Genomic DNA, 12,932 nt, shown 5'->3' on the forward strand with positions numbered 1-12,932 from the left:
TTAGCGCTCGTTGACAGATAGCGTTTTAACATCCGAAGTTGATGCCACACTTGCCAGTTTTGTCTTTATCATCGTTATTACAGTGTCGCTTTCTTCATCGGATAATGGCTGTGCTGTTGCTAATTTTTCATACAATACTGGGGCGAGCGTACCAAGCCCATCAATGATTGAACCTTGTGCGCTATCAATTAACCTGAGTGAAACGGTATCGAGCAGCCCTTTAGTAAGAGCAAGTAAAATGGCAATTTGTGCGGCTACTGAAAAGGGATGAGATTCCGCTTGTTTCATACAAGCTCGAATGCGTAGGCCGTGTTCAATAGCCAAAAGACTATCGGAGTCTAGTCGTGCACCAAAGCGTGCAAAGGTTTCTAGTTCTTCAAATTGGGCATACGCTAACTTTAGGGCACCTGAAACCTTTCTAAACGCTGGTTTCTGTGCTTTGCCGCCAACACGAGATACCGATTTCCCTACATCTATTGCGGGTAGCACACCAAGAGAAAATAAAGTAGGCGATAAGTATATTTGCCCATCAGTAATAGAGATTAAATTAGTCGGTATATAAGCCGACATATTTTGCTCTTCAGTTTCAATGATAGGCAGGGCGGTGAGTGAGCCGCCACCTAGTGCTTCGTTTAGGTGTGTGGCACGCTCTAACAGCCGTGAATGCAGATAAAAAATATCGCCTGGAAATGCTTCGCGTCCAGGTGGTCTGCGAAGGAGTAATGATAGTTCACGATAAGAGCGCGCATGCTGCGTTAAGTCATCGTAAACAATAAGAACATCGTGACCTTGTTGCATGAAATACTCGGCAATGCTGGTTGCCGCGTAAGGTGCAATGTAATCGAGCCCGGGGGGATCATTTCCTTCTGTTACCATAACCACTGTGTATTCTAATGCCTGGTTGCGTTGTAATGTGGTGATGGTTTTGGCCACAGACGCCGATTTTTGCCCTATGGCGCAATAAATGCAAAGTACGTTTTCGTCTTTTTGATTTAAAATAGTGTCGATAGCTATCGCTGTTTTGCCCGTTTGACGGTCGCCCAGTATTAATTCTCGCTGGCCACGACCAATGGGTAACAACGCATCCAATGCTTTTACACCGGTTTGTAGAGGCTCTGTAACAGGGGAACGTGACATAATGTCTGGCGCAGGTCGTTCAATGGGGAGCCGTTCGCGGGTAACAATATTACCTTTAGCGTCTAGCGCATTGCCTAATGGATCGATAACTCTGCCTATCAACTCATTGCCCACGGCTATATCCATCACGCGGCCGGTGCGTTTTACTTCATCACCCGCATGCAGCGCTGTGTAGTCACCTAGCATAATGACGCCAATCTCATGCTCATCAATATTAAATGCTATACCGTAAATATCGTTCGGAAAAAGCAGTAATTCTTCAAAACCAGCCCCGAATAAGCCTGACACAATAGCAATGCCAGCGGATACGCTTTCAACGGTGCCCATCTCTTGTAAGCTGAAATCCGGAATATGCGATTCTCGAATATACTCAAGTTGATTGAACACATATTGATAGCGTTTTTTTAAGGCATTGTTGTTAGCGTCGTTCATGTTATGACCTTAACGGTTAGCGCTTAACGAATGGTGTTCGTTGTCGGCGGGCATATTTGCGCCATTGTCTTCATACTGAGCATCAATAGACAGCTCTACCTCGTGCTGCAATGCACTCAACATTTCATTAGCGCTCCAACTGAGTTTCCAACCGCCAAAGCTAAGTGCTAAACCCGCAATTAACTGAGGGTCTACCACTAAGTTGAGGGTTATAGTCAGGCTATCGCCGCCAGCCTGTTCAGTAGCCCGTTGGGAGGGGTGGTCAGTTAGTATGTCTTCTAAACATGCTTTTAGGTGCTCACATTGTGGTTGTGATAAAGGGGCGATACTACGTACTGTGGCATGCCCTTGGTTTTTTTTGATAGCTAGGCATAACTCATGGTGTTGCACTTCGCTAAGGGCCTTAAGGTGCGATAAAAGTTTGTCGAACATTTTATCTTGAAGTTGTTGGTCTGCGAGTTCGCTTATTACCTTACGACTAAGGGCAAACACTTCTTTCACGCTTTTATCAATCACTTCGTTTTGTAACATTTGAATTTCAGTATTCAGCGCATTGGTGCGTTTTATTGATAACGCATCGGCTTGTGCTTTTGCATCTTGTAAGGCGGCTAAGGTTGCTTTGTGTGCTTCTGCTTTGGCTAATTCAATAATGGTTGAACGTTCAGCATCTATATTGGTTAGTTTTTCTTTATATTGAGCTTCAAGGTTCTCTGCGTGTTTCTTTTGGGTCTCGGCATTAGATAGAACACTAGCAATTTTATGTTCACGGGCATCAATGCCATCAAGAATAGGCTGGTATAAAAAGCGCTTAAGCAGCCACACTAATATCAAAAAATTGATAATTTGTGCAATAACAGTAAACCAATCGATAGGCATGGTTTAGCCTCCATTTTGGGCAATAAAATAATTCCAAAACGGGTTACTGAATAACACAATCATTGAGACTACAAAGCAATAGATAGCAGTTGACTCAATCATGGCGAGCCCTACAAATAAAGTACGGGTAATGGTGGGCGACGCATCGGGCTGTTGGGCAAGCGCGTTTAGCGCACTGGCAACTGCTTTTCCTTCTGCAAGCGATGGCCCCAGCACACCAATACCTATGGTAAGACCTGCGGTGATAATTGAGCAAATTGCTATTAACGTAAGACTGTCCATTATTCTGCCTTTTGTTGTGGTGGCGTTAGGGTAAGGGAGGCTTTCGCACTAACCGTGCTGGCAGCGGCAATGTAAACCGATGCCAATACAAAAAAGATATAGGCTTGAACCATACCGGTCAGCAGGCCAAGCAGTGACATAACAACAGGAAAAATTAGCGGCGAAATAACCAGTAGAATGGCTAAGATCATGGCGCCACTCATCATGTTTCCAAACAAGCGTACGGCAAGGGCTAGGGTGCGTGACAACTCGCCTACAATATTGAAGGGCAACATGAAATACGTGGGTTCCGTGTAAGAAAGTAGATACTGTTTCACCCCTTTGTTTTTTATTCCGTAAAAAGGCACAGATACAAATACACAAAAAGCCAGCGCAAGGGTGGTGGATAGGGAGCTACTAGGCGGCTCAAATCCAGGGAAAATAGTCAATAGATTTGCCATTGCAATGAACAAAAACAATGTACCCAGAAACCCCATGTAGCGTCGCGGCTTATCTAAGCCTGCATCTGAAATTTGGTCATTGATGGTGATGACTATTATTTCTAAGGCATTTTGCCAGCGTGAGCGGTGATTCTTTTTATTGAGGTTACGAGTGATAAAATAGGCGCTAACCACCAGTATCGCCATAATGACCCAAGTAAAAACAAGCGTAGCGCTCAGTTTAATTACGCCATATTGCCAATACACAATTTCATCCGGGCTAAGGTGCATGATGTAGTGCTCCTTTTTCTGCGCCGGTAGGATTGGCGTTATTAGTGATTTTAGTCATTAATATTCTGCCTATCACAAAACCTGCCAAGCAGGCTGATAGACGCCAAATATCATTATTACCCACCCAGTAAAAAACACTGATTGCCGTCCCCATGCGTAGCAATAAGCTACTTAAGAACCATAGCGCTGGCTGCGTGGCATTCATGCCTTTTTTCACGGTAAACCACAGGGCATAGAAAAAACAGCAACCTAGCATTGTGCCTATTAGAAAAGGCAAAATAAGTGAGGTTAAACTTAAATTTTCGATGGGTATCATTGCTAAGTAGCTCCTTATTCGTTTTCTTTACTTGTTTTCGTTTTGGGCACAGTGTTTGCCTTAGTGGGAGCCTTAGTGTTGGCCTTCATGGTGACGGTAGGGCTATGCATTGCTGCATACTCTTTGCTAACCCAATTCCACGCAATAAAACAGCCCAACGTTAACCCTGCCAGCAAAAATATAAGCGTATAAGCGCGAGAATCACTAATACTGGCGTCAAGCCAAATGCCTAATGCAATACCCAAAAGTGTGGGAAGTGCTACAGACCAACCCACAATACCCATTAACCCTAATCCAAACCACACGCCTGGGTGTTTATGGCGCTTAGCATATAACTTTAATGCCACTTTCTTTTCTACTTGATGAGACATGTTCTGTGAGCGTGGCGTTTTATTGTTTTTAGCTTTAATGGGTGGTTTATCCATAAAGCTACTGCTGAGACAGTGATGAAAATTGTTTGAGAAACCCGGTTTCCAACTTAGCTAACACAGCCCGCAGGGCTTGTTGCTCTTCATCCAGATGAATAAATTCTTGGGTAACCGCTTGTTGCAAGGTTTCAAGGGATTTCCCACTTATTGCTCTTCTAACGGAAATAGAGACTTGCTTTCCCGTTTTCACTAACACCCCTTGGTCAATAGCAATAAACTGCGGGGATTGGTTATTACATTGATAAGTTAAAATTCCTGGTACCAAGGGGGTGATACAATCTAAACGGTGAGGCAGAATGCCAAAACTTCCTGAAGGGGTTTCAACAATCAGATTGCTGATGCCTGAAAGCTGGGCAAATATTTGATTGGGTAAAAGAATATTAACCTGCATGATGTGCCTCATCTGATGCTGTTTTAGGTGCTTTATGACCGCTAATCGCGTCATTAATATCGCCAATCATGTACAACGCGCTTTCGGGATGCTCGTCAAATTCACCGCTTAAAATGCGTTCGCAACCTTCTAATGCTTGTTCGATAGTCACGAACTTTCCTTTCATGCCAGTAAATTGCTCGGTAGTGAAAAATGGTTGAGTAAAAAAGCGCTCTAATCGACGGGCTCTTGCCACAACATTTCGATCTCTTTTAGATAACTGTTCTAACCCCAACATGGCAATGATGTCTTTTAATTCATTGTATTGGGCAAGAATATGACGAACCTGTTGTGCTATTTGATAATGTCTATCACCAACCACATTAGGCGTAGCTAGTTTTGAACTTGACTGCAACGGATCGACGGCAGGATAAAAGCCTTCACTAGCGCGTTTGCGTGATAGTACTAAGGTTGCTGATAGGTGAGAAAAAGTATGCACCGCTGCTGGATCGGTAAAGTCATCAGCAGGTACATAGACTGCTTGAATAGACGTAATGGCACCGTTTTGTGTATTGGCGATACGTTCTTCTAAACTTGATAATTCAGTGCCGAGGGTGGGTTGGTAACCCATTCGTGATGGCATTTGGCCCATTAGGCCAGACACTTCAGAACCCGCTTGAATAAATCGAAATATGTTGTCGATGAGTAATAGCACATCTTTCTTTTCGTCATCACGAAAGTACTCAGCCATGGTTAGCGCGCTGTGACCTATTCTAAAGCGGCTTCCAGGAGGTTCGTTCATTTGCCCGAATAGCATAACCATGTTGTCTAACACTCCAGCCTGTTTCATCTCGCGATAAAGCTCTTCACCTTCTCTGCAGCGTTCGCCTATACCGCAAAATATACTTACGCCTTGTTGGTGGCTTACCATGTTGTGGATCATTTCGGTGAGCAAAACGGTTTTGCCCACGCCAGCGCCACCAAATAGGCCCGCTTTTCCGCCTCGCTCAAGCGGACACAGAACATCAACGATTTTTATGCCGGTTTCAAATATCTGTAGCTGGCTGGAAATACTAACAAGGGGAGGAGGGGATTGATGAACGCTGCGCCGCTCTGTGTTATTAATAAAGGGTTTGCCATCAATAGCTTCACCAAACACATTGAACATTCTGGTGAGTATTGAAGGACCAACGGGCACTTTTAGCGGGCCTTGTGAACTTTTTACTAACATACCGCGAGCTAAGCCCTGGGTAGGCGTTAGCGCAATAGTGCGTACCTTTTCTGCCGAGAGTTGAGAAACCACTTCTAACGTTATTTTACCGTCATTAGCGTAAATGATGGTGTGGATGTCTGGCAGTTGATTAGTAAAACGGATATCAACAATACTCCCTCTTACCGCCACAATAACGCCAACATGCATCGCATCTATTTGTTCTTTGGTTGAATGTGTCACTTGATGCTCGCTCAATAAAAGATGCTATCACACCAATAGAATACGTCGTTTATTTATTGAACAATTTGACCTTTATCAAACATTTTGAATGTTTGATTTAAATACATAACAGTTTAATGATTAAACTGCATCGGATTTGAATATGAACTCCAGGCAGTGATAACATTAAAAAATGAATATGACTCACGCCTTTGTCGTGAATTTTAGTCGGGTATCTTAATTGGGTATCTTAATCGGGTATTGGGCCGGGCAATGATACCCCTCATTGCCGTTCGCTAAGGTGACCGGTGATTAATGGTGCCGGTGATTAATGAAACTCTTGATGAAATCAGCATTAGTTTGATAATGCTTACTTAATAAATGGAATTAGTAGTATATGAAAGTTTTACCTCTCGCCATCTTATCTTTAGCATGTTGCTCTTGTGCGACTGTGAAAACAATTTCTCCTGACAACAACCATGTTCAAATTGAACATCAAGGTAAGAAAAGTTACTGCGAAGAAATACCTCGTGTATATAGTGGTTTTTCATACAATATATGTTTGTTAAACGGTGAACCAAGCCGACGTGAAAATATCGGTTCTACGTTTGGGAATGTCCCTTTCTTTGTTATTGATGCAGCGTTTTCTATTGTGGCTGACACTATTGTTATTCCATACACCGCAGTACAACAGATAGACAAAGGCAGCATTAACGTTAACTAAGCTACACTTTCACTCGCTTCTTTATCGTTTAACTCCTCGTGTAAAAATATTCAACTTTACGTAAAGGCGATGGTAAGACGTCCATCGCCTCCGCTAAGGTTGATTTTACTAAGATAATAAAATGGAACGCTTGTTATGAATATCAATGCGACATTGTTTGGGCAAGTTATTGTTGTATTTGCTTTACTCATGGCTGCGCTTGGCTATTACTTAGGGAAGCGAAAAACCCAATCGCCTAATCTTACCGCAGTCGTAGCTTTCTTTGCTGCACTCGTGCCGCCGTTAGCAATTATATTGCTAATCGTACTGGTACTAAAAAACGATGTGCAAACGTCAAAAACATAACCTTGGATTAACGAAGCATGCCCGCTAAAGCTTTCGTTTAGCGCAATTTAGTAGCACAAACTTATACGCCCATTTTTGAGCTTCTAGATTACGCCTAGAAAGACTACACCTAGAAAGGCACGCAACATATCTCGTTACACCTCACTCTTTGTCAGCAAAGCAGCTATTGCTTATGCTGCTCTTAAGCTAAATGCAGCGGGCGTGTCGCTTTCAATTCACCTAGAAGCATCTATAAGCGGCTCAAACTGCGTCACATACACGTGGGAATGATGATGGAAGAAGTTATTGTAGGGGAAGTAGCCAAAGGTCTCTTCAGGGCAGCTGGTTACCTAATTATTGAATTGTTTTTTTGGACAGTTTGCTATTGGGTAGGTTGGCCTATTTGCAAAGCGGTCACGTTTGGCGGATACCCAAAACAAAATAATCTACGGCGCTCAGAAAGTGAGAACGGACGGGAAAGTGAAGGCCGAAATTTTGGTGGCCGTAGTAGTAATCAGCACAGTAATGCATGGTGTGCATTGGTGGGCCTTGCCGTCGTTGTATCAGCTTTCTTGTTCATAATAACCCACTTTTAATAGCCAACAGTTATGCCAGTTACCGTGAATTAGGTATTTATTAGTAAATAACCTGCGACATTGAACAGGTTACATGTAATGCTTTGAACATTAGAACAATGACCTACCAGAGCTATTATGAATTTAGATAAATCGACAAAACGCATTGCTAAAAGGGTAAAGAAAGGATTTCAAGGCTACCCACAAATTACTTTAACGTATTATGGCGAAACGCCTGATTGTGCAAACGAAGTAGTGATGGGATTTATTGCCGAAGAAGGCGTTGCGCCACAAGAGCAGAAGTTTGCCAGCAAGACTGACGCAAGAACCGATGAAACTATTCAAACTACATTACTTAAAGTTATTGAACGGGCCGACGCAAAAACGGTAACAGAAGCCGAAGAGATTGTGGTCAGAAAATAGCGCATGTTTAGCAGCGCTGTTGTTTATCAAGAGCCTTACATAGACGTTAGTAAAACGATTTAAGTAGAAAGTTACCACTAGAAGTGACCAGTAGAAAGTAGTGAGCCCAGTTAATGCCATAGCCTGTTTTAATGGCGTGTTTTAAATTTTAGCGTGAAGAAAAACACCAACAAATAACAGCTGAACGAAAACCAGTAGGGCAGCGAGGCATCTATAGCGTAAAGATATGAGCCTAAAAGCGGGCCTACTGCGAACCCCAAAGGTGGGCAGGCGCCAGCGATGCCTGCTACAGCACCTTGTTCATCTGATGATACCGCTACCGATACCCCAGCCATAAAACCCGGCCCCGCTATGCCTAACCCCAAACCCAATACGCACATGGCTGACATAAATTGAAGTTTAGTTTCACCAGAAGCTAAGATAGCAAACGCTATCATCATGATGGGCATTGAGAGCCGTAATAAGGTGAAAGGGCGAAGCTTTAATCGAGGAATAACCAGCATTTGAACCAACAACGCAGATGCGGCAGAAATCATTAAACTGAAGCCTACAATTTTGGCGGTATGGGTGCTGTTTAGTCCGAAGGTGTCTTGAAACCGAAAGGCTATAGTTTGCTGAACGATGGCAAAGCCCATAAACAACAATACGCCTGCTACTATTAATGGAAATATTCTAGGATCAGTGTATTTAAGCTTCTTGGGTGCTGAAGTATGTGTAGGCTTAGGCAATACGGGCAAAGAGAACATGGCTAATACCGCGACGGCAACGGTTACACCCACAGAAAAGTAAAGCGGCGTAAGTAAACTTATACTGGCCAACAACCCACCAATGGCAGGCCCCAAAATTGAGCCAATATTGGTTGCAGCACCTAGCGCGCCCATCCCCTTTACTCGCTCTTCTACCGTAGTGATATCTGCCATGTAGGCACTTGCTGAAGGCGATACAGCAGCCATTACCGTGGCATTGCCCACTCGCGTAATGATAAGTAAGACAAGCGCTGCTAAAGGAGCTAGAAGGCCTAATAGTGCAGCTTGGAATACACCCGCGAAAACCAAAGTACCCGCAGAATAACCAAACAATCCTATTAAGAGTACTTTCCGTCTACCCCAGCGATCGCTAGCACGCCCCCACAAAGGACTGATTAAAAATAATGTGAGAGATGAGCAAGAAATAATGGCGCCAATTTGCACTTCTATTAGGCCAATTTCTCTACCCAGCGGTGCTAAAATTGCGAACAGAACGGTTTGCGCAAAACCAATGGCAGCTGCGGCTAATAGCAGTGTATTTTTAGCTAACTTATTAGACGGCATGGGTTGTGTCATAGTGAAGATTACTGCTTGGTTAAACGGTCAATGATGAGTGTAGTGTTGTCAGCCATTCTGGATGTTGCCACTTAAACAATCCTATGTACGTGCACGTATGTTAGCGAGCAAGTCAGCCAGAACATTAGCGAATTTATTGAGTGAACGCGCAAAGGTTCCACAAACATTAATATAAATGCTTATGGAACTGCCTATGCACGAGCTTGTATAACTGCTTATGTAAGCGACGCGAGGGCTTTCCCTGAGAATTCCTCTAGTTCATCAAGCTGGTTGTTTTTGATTTTATTTGCCCAACTGGCATCTTGGAGTAGGGCGCGGCCTACGGCTACCAAATCAAACTCGCCTTTTTCTAAACGTTCAATCAAATCATCGATAGCACGCGTGTTAGAACCTTTACCCGTAAACGCACCAAAGAAATCATCGTTAAGACCTACTGAACCTACGGTAATCGTTGGCTTACCGGTAAGCTTTTTGGTCCATCCTGCTAGGTTTAAATCACTACCTTCGAATTCATTTTCCCAGTAACGGCGCTGTGAACAATGGAAAACATCTACTCCTGCATCGCTAAGCGGCGCTAAAAATTCTTCAAGTAATTGCGGTGTTTCTGCTAGGCGTGCTGTGTAATCTTGTTGTTTCCATTGTGAATAACGAAGCACAATGGGAAAATCAGGTGAGGTTGCGGCGCGGATCGCTTTAATAATTTCTACCGCAAAGCGACCACGGTTCGCCATGCTGCCACCCCATTCATCGGTGCGCTCGTTAGTGCCGCTCCAGAAAAACTGGTCAATCAAATAGCCGTGTGCGCCGTGAATTTCAATACCATCAAAACCAATGCGTTTAGCATCTGCCGCAGCGGTTGCGAAAGCACCGATTACAGACTCAATATGTTGTTGAGTCATTGGCTCTGCGCCTTGCTTACCAGGCTTAAATAAGCCAGAAGGGCCTGCGCTAGGCAGTTCTGGGAAAGGGGCTTTTTCAGCAACACGAGCCATTCCTACGTGCCAAAGCTGAGGCATAATTTTACCACCAACATCATGTACCGCCTTTACGGTTTCTTCCCAACCGGCAAGCGCCTTGTCACCATGAAAGACCGGAATCCGAAGGCTCATATTGGCTACCGGATCGTTTACCGTAGTGCCTTCGGTGATAATTAGTCCTGTTCCACCTTCTGCCCGGCGGCGATAGTAATCAGCAACTTCTGTGGTAGGAATCCCTTCAGGAGAAAATTCGCGAGTCATCGGTGCCATTACAATTCTGTTGTCTACCGATAGCCCTTTAAGTTTAAAAGGGGTAAATAACGCTTGAGTGTTAGTGGTCATGGGCAGTTATATTCCATAGTAGTGCGCAAAATGTGTTTAAAAACTCGATAGGTTTTTAAACGAACAATCAACGCAGCAAAATTTATTTGGGAAACGTCAGCAAGCCGCTTTAGCGCATTCGTAGCTTATTGATAAGCGTTCATTAATAAGCGTAAGCTGCTCAGGTTTCACCGGTCTACGAGACTGAATATAGTATTAGCACATGAAGAAGAGTCAATTTATCAATCTGAATGGTCATACCAGTGGTTGCCCGCATGCAGTTTTAATTTAAATATAAAAAGAATTCACCCCTTTTGCCATCGCGTTTCGTTATGTAAGAAAACGGGAGAGCAATATGAACACTTTTACAGAACATGATGTACTTCGCCCCTTCAGCGTTAAGCCACTTATTTACATAGCAGTGAGTGTAGTTATCACCTTTGTTTTATTTGCCGTTATGGCTAAATTGATAGAGAACGAACAGGTTGGGGGTAAAGTGACGGAGTATCAAACTGTTGGGCCGATTGTACTGACGTTGGACGATCCTAAAGTGATTGTACGTACGCCTATAAAACCCATGGAGAAGCCTGTAGCTCAGCCGCCTATGGAAATACCTAAAGCAGATCCTACGCCCAATGATACTGATACAACGTTTAAGTTTACCCCTCAATTTACCAACAATACGGTGAATATAAATCCTAATTTTCAAAGTGGACAAAAGGATATGCAAGCTTCACCGCAATTTCGAGTAGATCCCTCTTTTCCCCAAGAGGCGTTGCGAGATGGTATAGAAGGATGGGTGAAATTAGGTTTTACGGTAGCGTCAAATGGTACGGTACAAGATATTCATATTATTAGCGCCGAGCCCAAGCGTGTGTTCGACAGTGCAGCCCGCAGAGCCTTGTCAAAATGGAAATATAAACCAAAAATAGAAAATGGTGTGCCAGTGGCTCAACATGATATGTTTGTTGTATTAGATTTTCGTTTTGAATCCGCTCGTCAATAGCATGTTTTGATTGGTTTTTACTTAGTTCTTCAAGGTGAATAAGGGAGCGCGTATGAGTTATGCCAGAGCAGGGCTGCTGATATCGGTAAAAGATTGGTTCAGTGCACCCTTAAGCGATGAAAGCTTAATGGAACGATATGCGCGTACGGGGGAACCTAAAGCGTTATCTCGTTTATACGATCAACATAGCAATGCATTGTATTACTATTTGCTGGTGTTGAGTAACGCAGATATGGCGGCAGATATAACTCAAAAAACGTGGCTAAAGGTAATAGAAAAAAAGCACTTGTATCGCCAGGAAGGAAAATTTCTGGGCTGGCTTTTCACCCTTGGCCGCAACACCCTGCTAGATGAACGTAGAAAGCAATATCAACAAAGTAACCATTGTAATCAGGTTGAAAGCTTGGTGTCTGATAGTAATCCGTTAGATGAGGTACCTGACTTTCACCAACTGTTAAAGCGGTTACCCTTCGAGCAGAAAGAAGCATTTTCCTTACAGCAAGAAGGGTTTAGCGTACACGAGATAAGTACAATTTGTTGTGTCCCTCATGAGACAGTGAAAACACGTCTTCGTTATGCAAGGGAAAAGCTTAAAAAAGCATTGGAGTCACAATCATGAACGACGAAAATGAACACTTCGGTCAGGCATATCAGCACAGTAAAAACCAACGCAAAGTGCCAGGTCGCATTAAACGTAAGTTAATAAATAATGCAAAACACCATGAATACTCACGTTTTGGGCAAGGTTCACGCTTTTGGCAACTTGTAGGAAGTTGGCATAAGGACTGGTTTGCATTTGGTGCGGCTGCTTTTGTTTTGGTGATATTGGTAGGCATTTACGATTTTAACAGCCAGGTAAGCAATACTGCAGATATCGCCACTATAGATGTTGCACTTGAAATACACGGTTTTAGCGATGAAATAGCCGATGTAGATAGTAACGATTACAACAGAAAATATAAGGCTTACAGCAGAGCTTACGAACAACAGCTAGCCACATTGAATGCGGTAAGAACAAGCGTAGCGACACTTACGAACATCAATAATCAATGGACGTTAGTAGATTGCTCGTCAAAGCAAATAACCCTATCTGATAATCTTGTCGCGAGTATGAGAGCGCATCAGCGTATTGCCACAGGCATTGAAATTGGTGACCAAGTAGCATTAGCGTTCAATCAAAATGGATTGATCTTAAATATTACTCGTTCTGCTGCGCCGAAAATGTGCTGACAAGATCTAGTCATTAAAAAAGCACTTGGGTTGAGCGTGAATTAAGC

General features: G+C 43.4%; 17 protein-coding genes. 7 read left to right on the forward strand and 10 right to left on the reverse strand.

The window, feature by feature from the left end:
- The 8 genes from FLAVO9R_RS07190 to atpD are packed head-to-tail and all read right to left on the reverse strand — an operon-like array spanning position 1 to position 5,971.
- Positions 1-1,569, reverse strand: a complete 1,569-nt coding sequence (locus tag FLAVO9R_RS07190; RefSeq protein ID WP_159530045.1) for an alternate F1F0 ATPase, F1 subunit alpha — start codon at positions 1,567-1,569, stop codon at positions 1-3.
- 9 nt (positions 1,570-1,578) lie between these two features.
- Positions 1,579-2,445 (reverse strand): F0F1 ATP synthase subunit B family protein, encoded by an 867-nt coding sequence (locus FLAVO9R_RS07195; protein WP_159530047.1) that lies wholly within the window; start codon positions 2,443-2,445, stop codon positions 1,579-1,581.
- 3 nt (positions 2,446-2,448) lie between these two features.
- On the reverse strand, positions 2,449-2,727 hold the full coding sequence (locus FLAVO9R_RS07200; RefSeq protein ID WP_013783888.1) for a F0F1 ATP synthase subunit C: 279 nt from the start codon (positions 2,725-2,727) through the stop codon (positions 2,449-2,451).
- On the reverse strand, positions 2,727-3,437 hold the full coding sequence (locus FLAVO9R_RS07205) for a F0F1 ATP synthase subunit A (RefSeq protein WP_159530049.1): 711 nt from the start codon (positions 3,435-3,437) through the stop codon (positions 2,727-2,729). The genes FLAVO9R_RS07200 and FLAVO9R_RS07205 overlap by 1 nt, the downstream gene beginning before the upstream one ends.
- Complete coding sequence (locus FLAVO9R_RS07210) at positions 3,427-3,753, reverse strand: ATP synthase subunit I (protein WP_159530051.1); 327 nt, start codon at positions 3,751-3,753, stop codon at positions 3,427-3,429. Before FLAVO9R_RS07210 ends, FLAVO9R_RS07205 begins: the two co-directional genes overlap by 11 nt.
- A gap of 14 nt (positions 3,754-3,767) precedes the next feature.
- Positions 3,768-4,178 carry an AtpZ/AtpI family protein gene (locus tag FLAVO9R_RS07215; RefSeq protein ID WP_159530053.1) on the reverse strand — a complete coding sequence of 137 codons (411 nt, stop codon included), beginning with the start codon at positions 4,176-4,178 and terminating at the stop codon, positions 3,768-3,770.
- A gap of 4 nt (positions 4,179-4,182) precedes the next feature.
- On the reverse strand, positions 4,183-4,572 hold the full coding sequence (locus FLAVO9R_RS07220) for a F0F1 ATP synthase subunit epsilon (RefSeq protein WP_159530055.1): 390 nt from the start codon (positions 4,570-4,572) through the stop codon (positions 4,183-4,185).
- Positions 4,562-5,971 carry a F0F1 ATP synthase subunit beta gene (gene atpD, locus FLAVO9R_RS07225; protein WP_159534469.1) on the reverse strand — a complete coding sequence of 470 codons (1,410 nt, stop codon included), beginning with the start codon at positions 5,969-5,971 and terminating at the stop codon, positions 4,562-4,564. Before atpD ends, FLAVO9R_RS07220 begins: the two co-directional genes overlap by 11 nt.
- A gap of 409 nt (positions 5,972-6,380) precedes the next feature.
- Here atpD and FLAVO9R_RS07230 point away from each other — a divergent pair, with 409 nt between their 5' ends.
- From FLAVO9R_RS07230 to FLAVO9R_RS07245, 4 genes are all read left to right on the forward strand, one after another.
- Complete coding sequence (locus FLAVO9R_RS07230) at positions 6,381-6,707, forward strand: YceK/YidQ family lipoprotein (RefSeq protein ID WP_159530057.1); 327 nt, start codon at positions 6,381-6,383, stop codon at positions 6,705-6,707.
- Between the two features lie 135 nt (positions 6,708-6,842).
- A complete protein-coding gene (locus FLAVO9R_RS07235; protein WP_159530059.1) occupies positions 6,843-7,052 on the forward strand; it encodes a hypothetical protein in 210 nt (69 codons plus the stop codon).
- A gap of 272 nt (positions 7,053-7,324) precedes the next feature.
- Entirely contained in the window at positions 7,325-7,627 is a 303-nt protein-coding gene (locus tag FLAVO9R_RS07240; RefSeq protein WP_013783896.1) for a hypothetical protein, read from the forward strand.
- Positions 7,628-7,744: 117 nt separating this feature from the next.
- Complete coding sequence (locus FLAVO9R_RS07245) at positions 7,745-8,029, forward strand: hypothetical protein (protein ID WP_013783897.1); 285 nt, start codon at positions 7,745-7,747, stop codon at positions 8,027-8,029.
- A gap of 128 nt (positions 8,030-8,157) precedes the next feature.
- On the opposite strand, the gene FLAVO9R_RS07250 is transcribed toward FLAVO9R_RS07245, so the two are convergent.
- Positions 8,158-9,351, reverse strand: a complete 1,194-nt coding sequence (locus FLAVO9R_RS07250) for an MFS transporter (RefSeq protein ID WP_159530061.1) — start codon at positions 9,349-9,351, stop codon at positions 8,158-8,160.
- A gap of 215 nt (positions 9,352-9,566) precedes the next feature.
- On the reverse strand, positions 9,567-10,670 hold the full coding sequence (locus tag FLAVO9R_RS07255; protein ID WP_159530063.1) for an NADH:flavin oxidoreductase: 1,104 nt from the start codon (positions 10,668-10,670) through the stop codon (positions 9,567-9,569).
- A 334-nt stretch (positions 10,671-11,004) separates the two neighbouring features.
- Here FLAVO9R_RS07255 and FLAVO9R_RS07260 point away from each other — a divergent pair, with 334 nt between their 5' ends.
- The 3 genes from FLAVO9R_RS07260 to FLAVO9R_RS07270 are packed head-to-tail and all read left to right on the forward strand — an operon-like array spanning position 11,005 to position 12,885.
- Positions 11,005-11,655, forward strand: coding sequence for an energy transducer TonB (locus tag FLAVO9R_RS07260; protein WP_159530065.1), 651 nt, complete (start codon positions 11,005-11,007; stop codon positions 11,653-11,655).
- Positions 11,656-11,707: 52 nt separating this feature from the next.
- The gene (locus FLAVO9R_RS07265) at positions 11,708-12,274 is read left to right on the forward strand and encodes a sigma-70 family RNA polymerase sigma factor (RefSeq protein ID WP_232370602.1); all 567 of its coding nucleotides are present in this window, start codon (positions 11,708-11,710) and stop codon (positions 12,272-12,274) included.
- Positions 12,271-12,885 carry a hypothetical protein gene (locus FLAVO9R_RS07270; protein WP_159530067.1) on the forward strand — a complete coding sequence of 205 codons (615 nt, stop codon included), beginning with the start codon at positions 12,271-12,273 and terminating at the stop codon, positions 12,883-12,885. Before FLAVO9R_RS07265 ends, FLAVO9R_RS07270 begins: the two co-directional genes overlap by 4 nt.
- Positions 12,886-12,932: the final 47 nt, after the last annotated feature.

Source organism: Alteromonas sp. 38, from assembly GCF_902506055.1.
Lineage (GTDB): Bacteria > Pseudomonadota > Gammaproteobacteria > Enterobacterales > Alteromonadaceae > Alteromonas > Alteromonas lipotrueae.

Coding starts and splice junctions, on each gene's coding strand:
- FLAVO9R_RS07190 (WP_159530045.1), bottom strand. CDS start 1,569: ATGAACGACGCTAACAACAATGCCTTAAAAAAACGCTATCAATATGTG.
- FLAVO9R_RS07195 (WP_159530047.1), bottom strand. CDS start 2,445: ATGCCTATCGATTGGTTTACTGTTATTGCACAAATTATCAATTTTTTG.
- FLAVO9R_RS07200 (WP_013783888.1), bottom strand. CDS start 2,727: ATGGACAGTCTTACGTTAATAGCAATTTGCTCAATTATCACCGCAGGT.
- FLAVO9R_RS07205 (WP_159530049.1), bottom strand. CDS start 3,437: ATGCACCTTAGCCCGGATGAAATTGTGTATTGGCAATATGGCGTAATT.
- FLAVO9R_RS07210 (WP_159530051.1), bottom strand. CDS start 3,753: ATGATACCCATCGAAAATTTAAGTTTAACCTCACTTATTTTGCCTTTT.
- FLAVO9R_RS07215 (WP_159530053.1), bottom strand. CDS start 4,178: ATGGATAAACCACCCATTAAAGCTAAAAACAATAAAACGCCACGCTCA.
- FLAVO9R_RS07220 (WP_159530055.1), bottom strand. CDS start 4,572: ATGCAGGTTAATATTCTTTTACCCAATCAAATATTTGCCCAGCTTTCA.
- atpD (WP_159534469.1), bottom strand. CDS start 5,971: ATGCATGTTGGCGTTATTGTGGCGGTAAGAGGGAGTATTGTTGATATC.
- FLAVO9R_RS07230 (WP_159530057.1), top strand. CDS start 6,381: ATGAAAGTTTTACCTCTCGCCATCTTATCTTTAGCATGTTGCTCTTGT.
- FLAVO9R_RS07235 (WP_159530059.1), top strand. CDS start 6,843: ATGAATATCAATGCGACATTGTTTGGGCAAGTTATTGTTGTATTTGCT.
- FLAVO9R_RS07240 (WP_013783896.1), top strand. CDS start 7,325: ATGGAAGAAGTTATTGTAGGGGAAGTAGCCAAAGGTCTCTTCAGGGCA.
- FLAVO9R_RS07245 (WP_013783897.1), top strand. CDS start 7,745: ATGAATTTAGATAAATCGACAAAACGCATTGCTAAAAGGGTAAAGAAA.
- FLAVO9R_RS07250 (WP_159530061.1), bottom strand. CDS start 9,351: ATGACACAACCCATGCCGTCTAATAAGTTAGCTAAAAATACACTGCTA.
- FLAVO9R_RS07255 (WP_159530063.1), bottom strand. CDS start 10,670: ATGACCACTAACACTCAAGCGTTATTTACCCCTTTTAAACTTAAAGGG.
- FLAVO9R_RS07260 (WP_159530065.1), top strand. CDS start 11,005: ATGAACACTTTTACAGAACATGATGTACTTCGCCCCTTCAGCGTTAAG.
- FLAVO9R_RS07265 (WP_232370602.1), top strand. CDS start 11,708: ATGAGTTATGCCAGAGCAGGGCTGCTGATATCGGTAAAAGATTGGTTC.
- FLAVO9R_RS07270 (WP_159530067.1), top strand. CDS start 12,271: ATGAACGACGAAAATGAACACTTCGGTCAGGCATATCAGCACAGTAAA.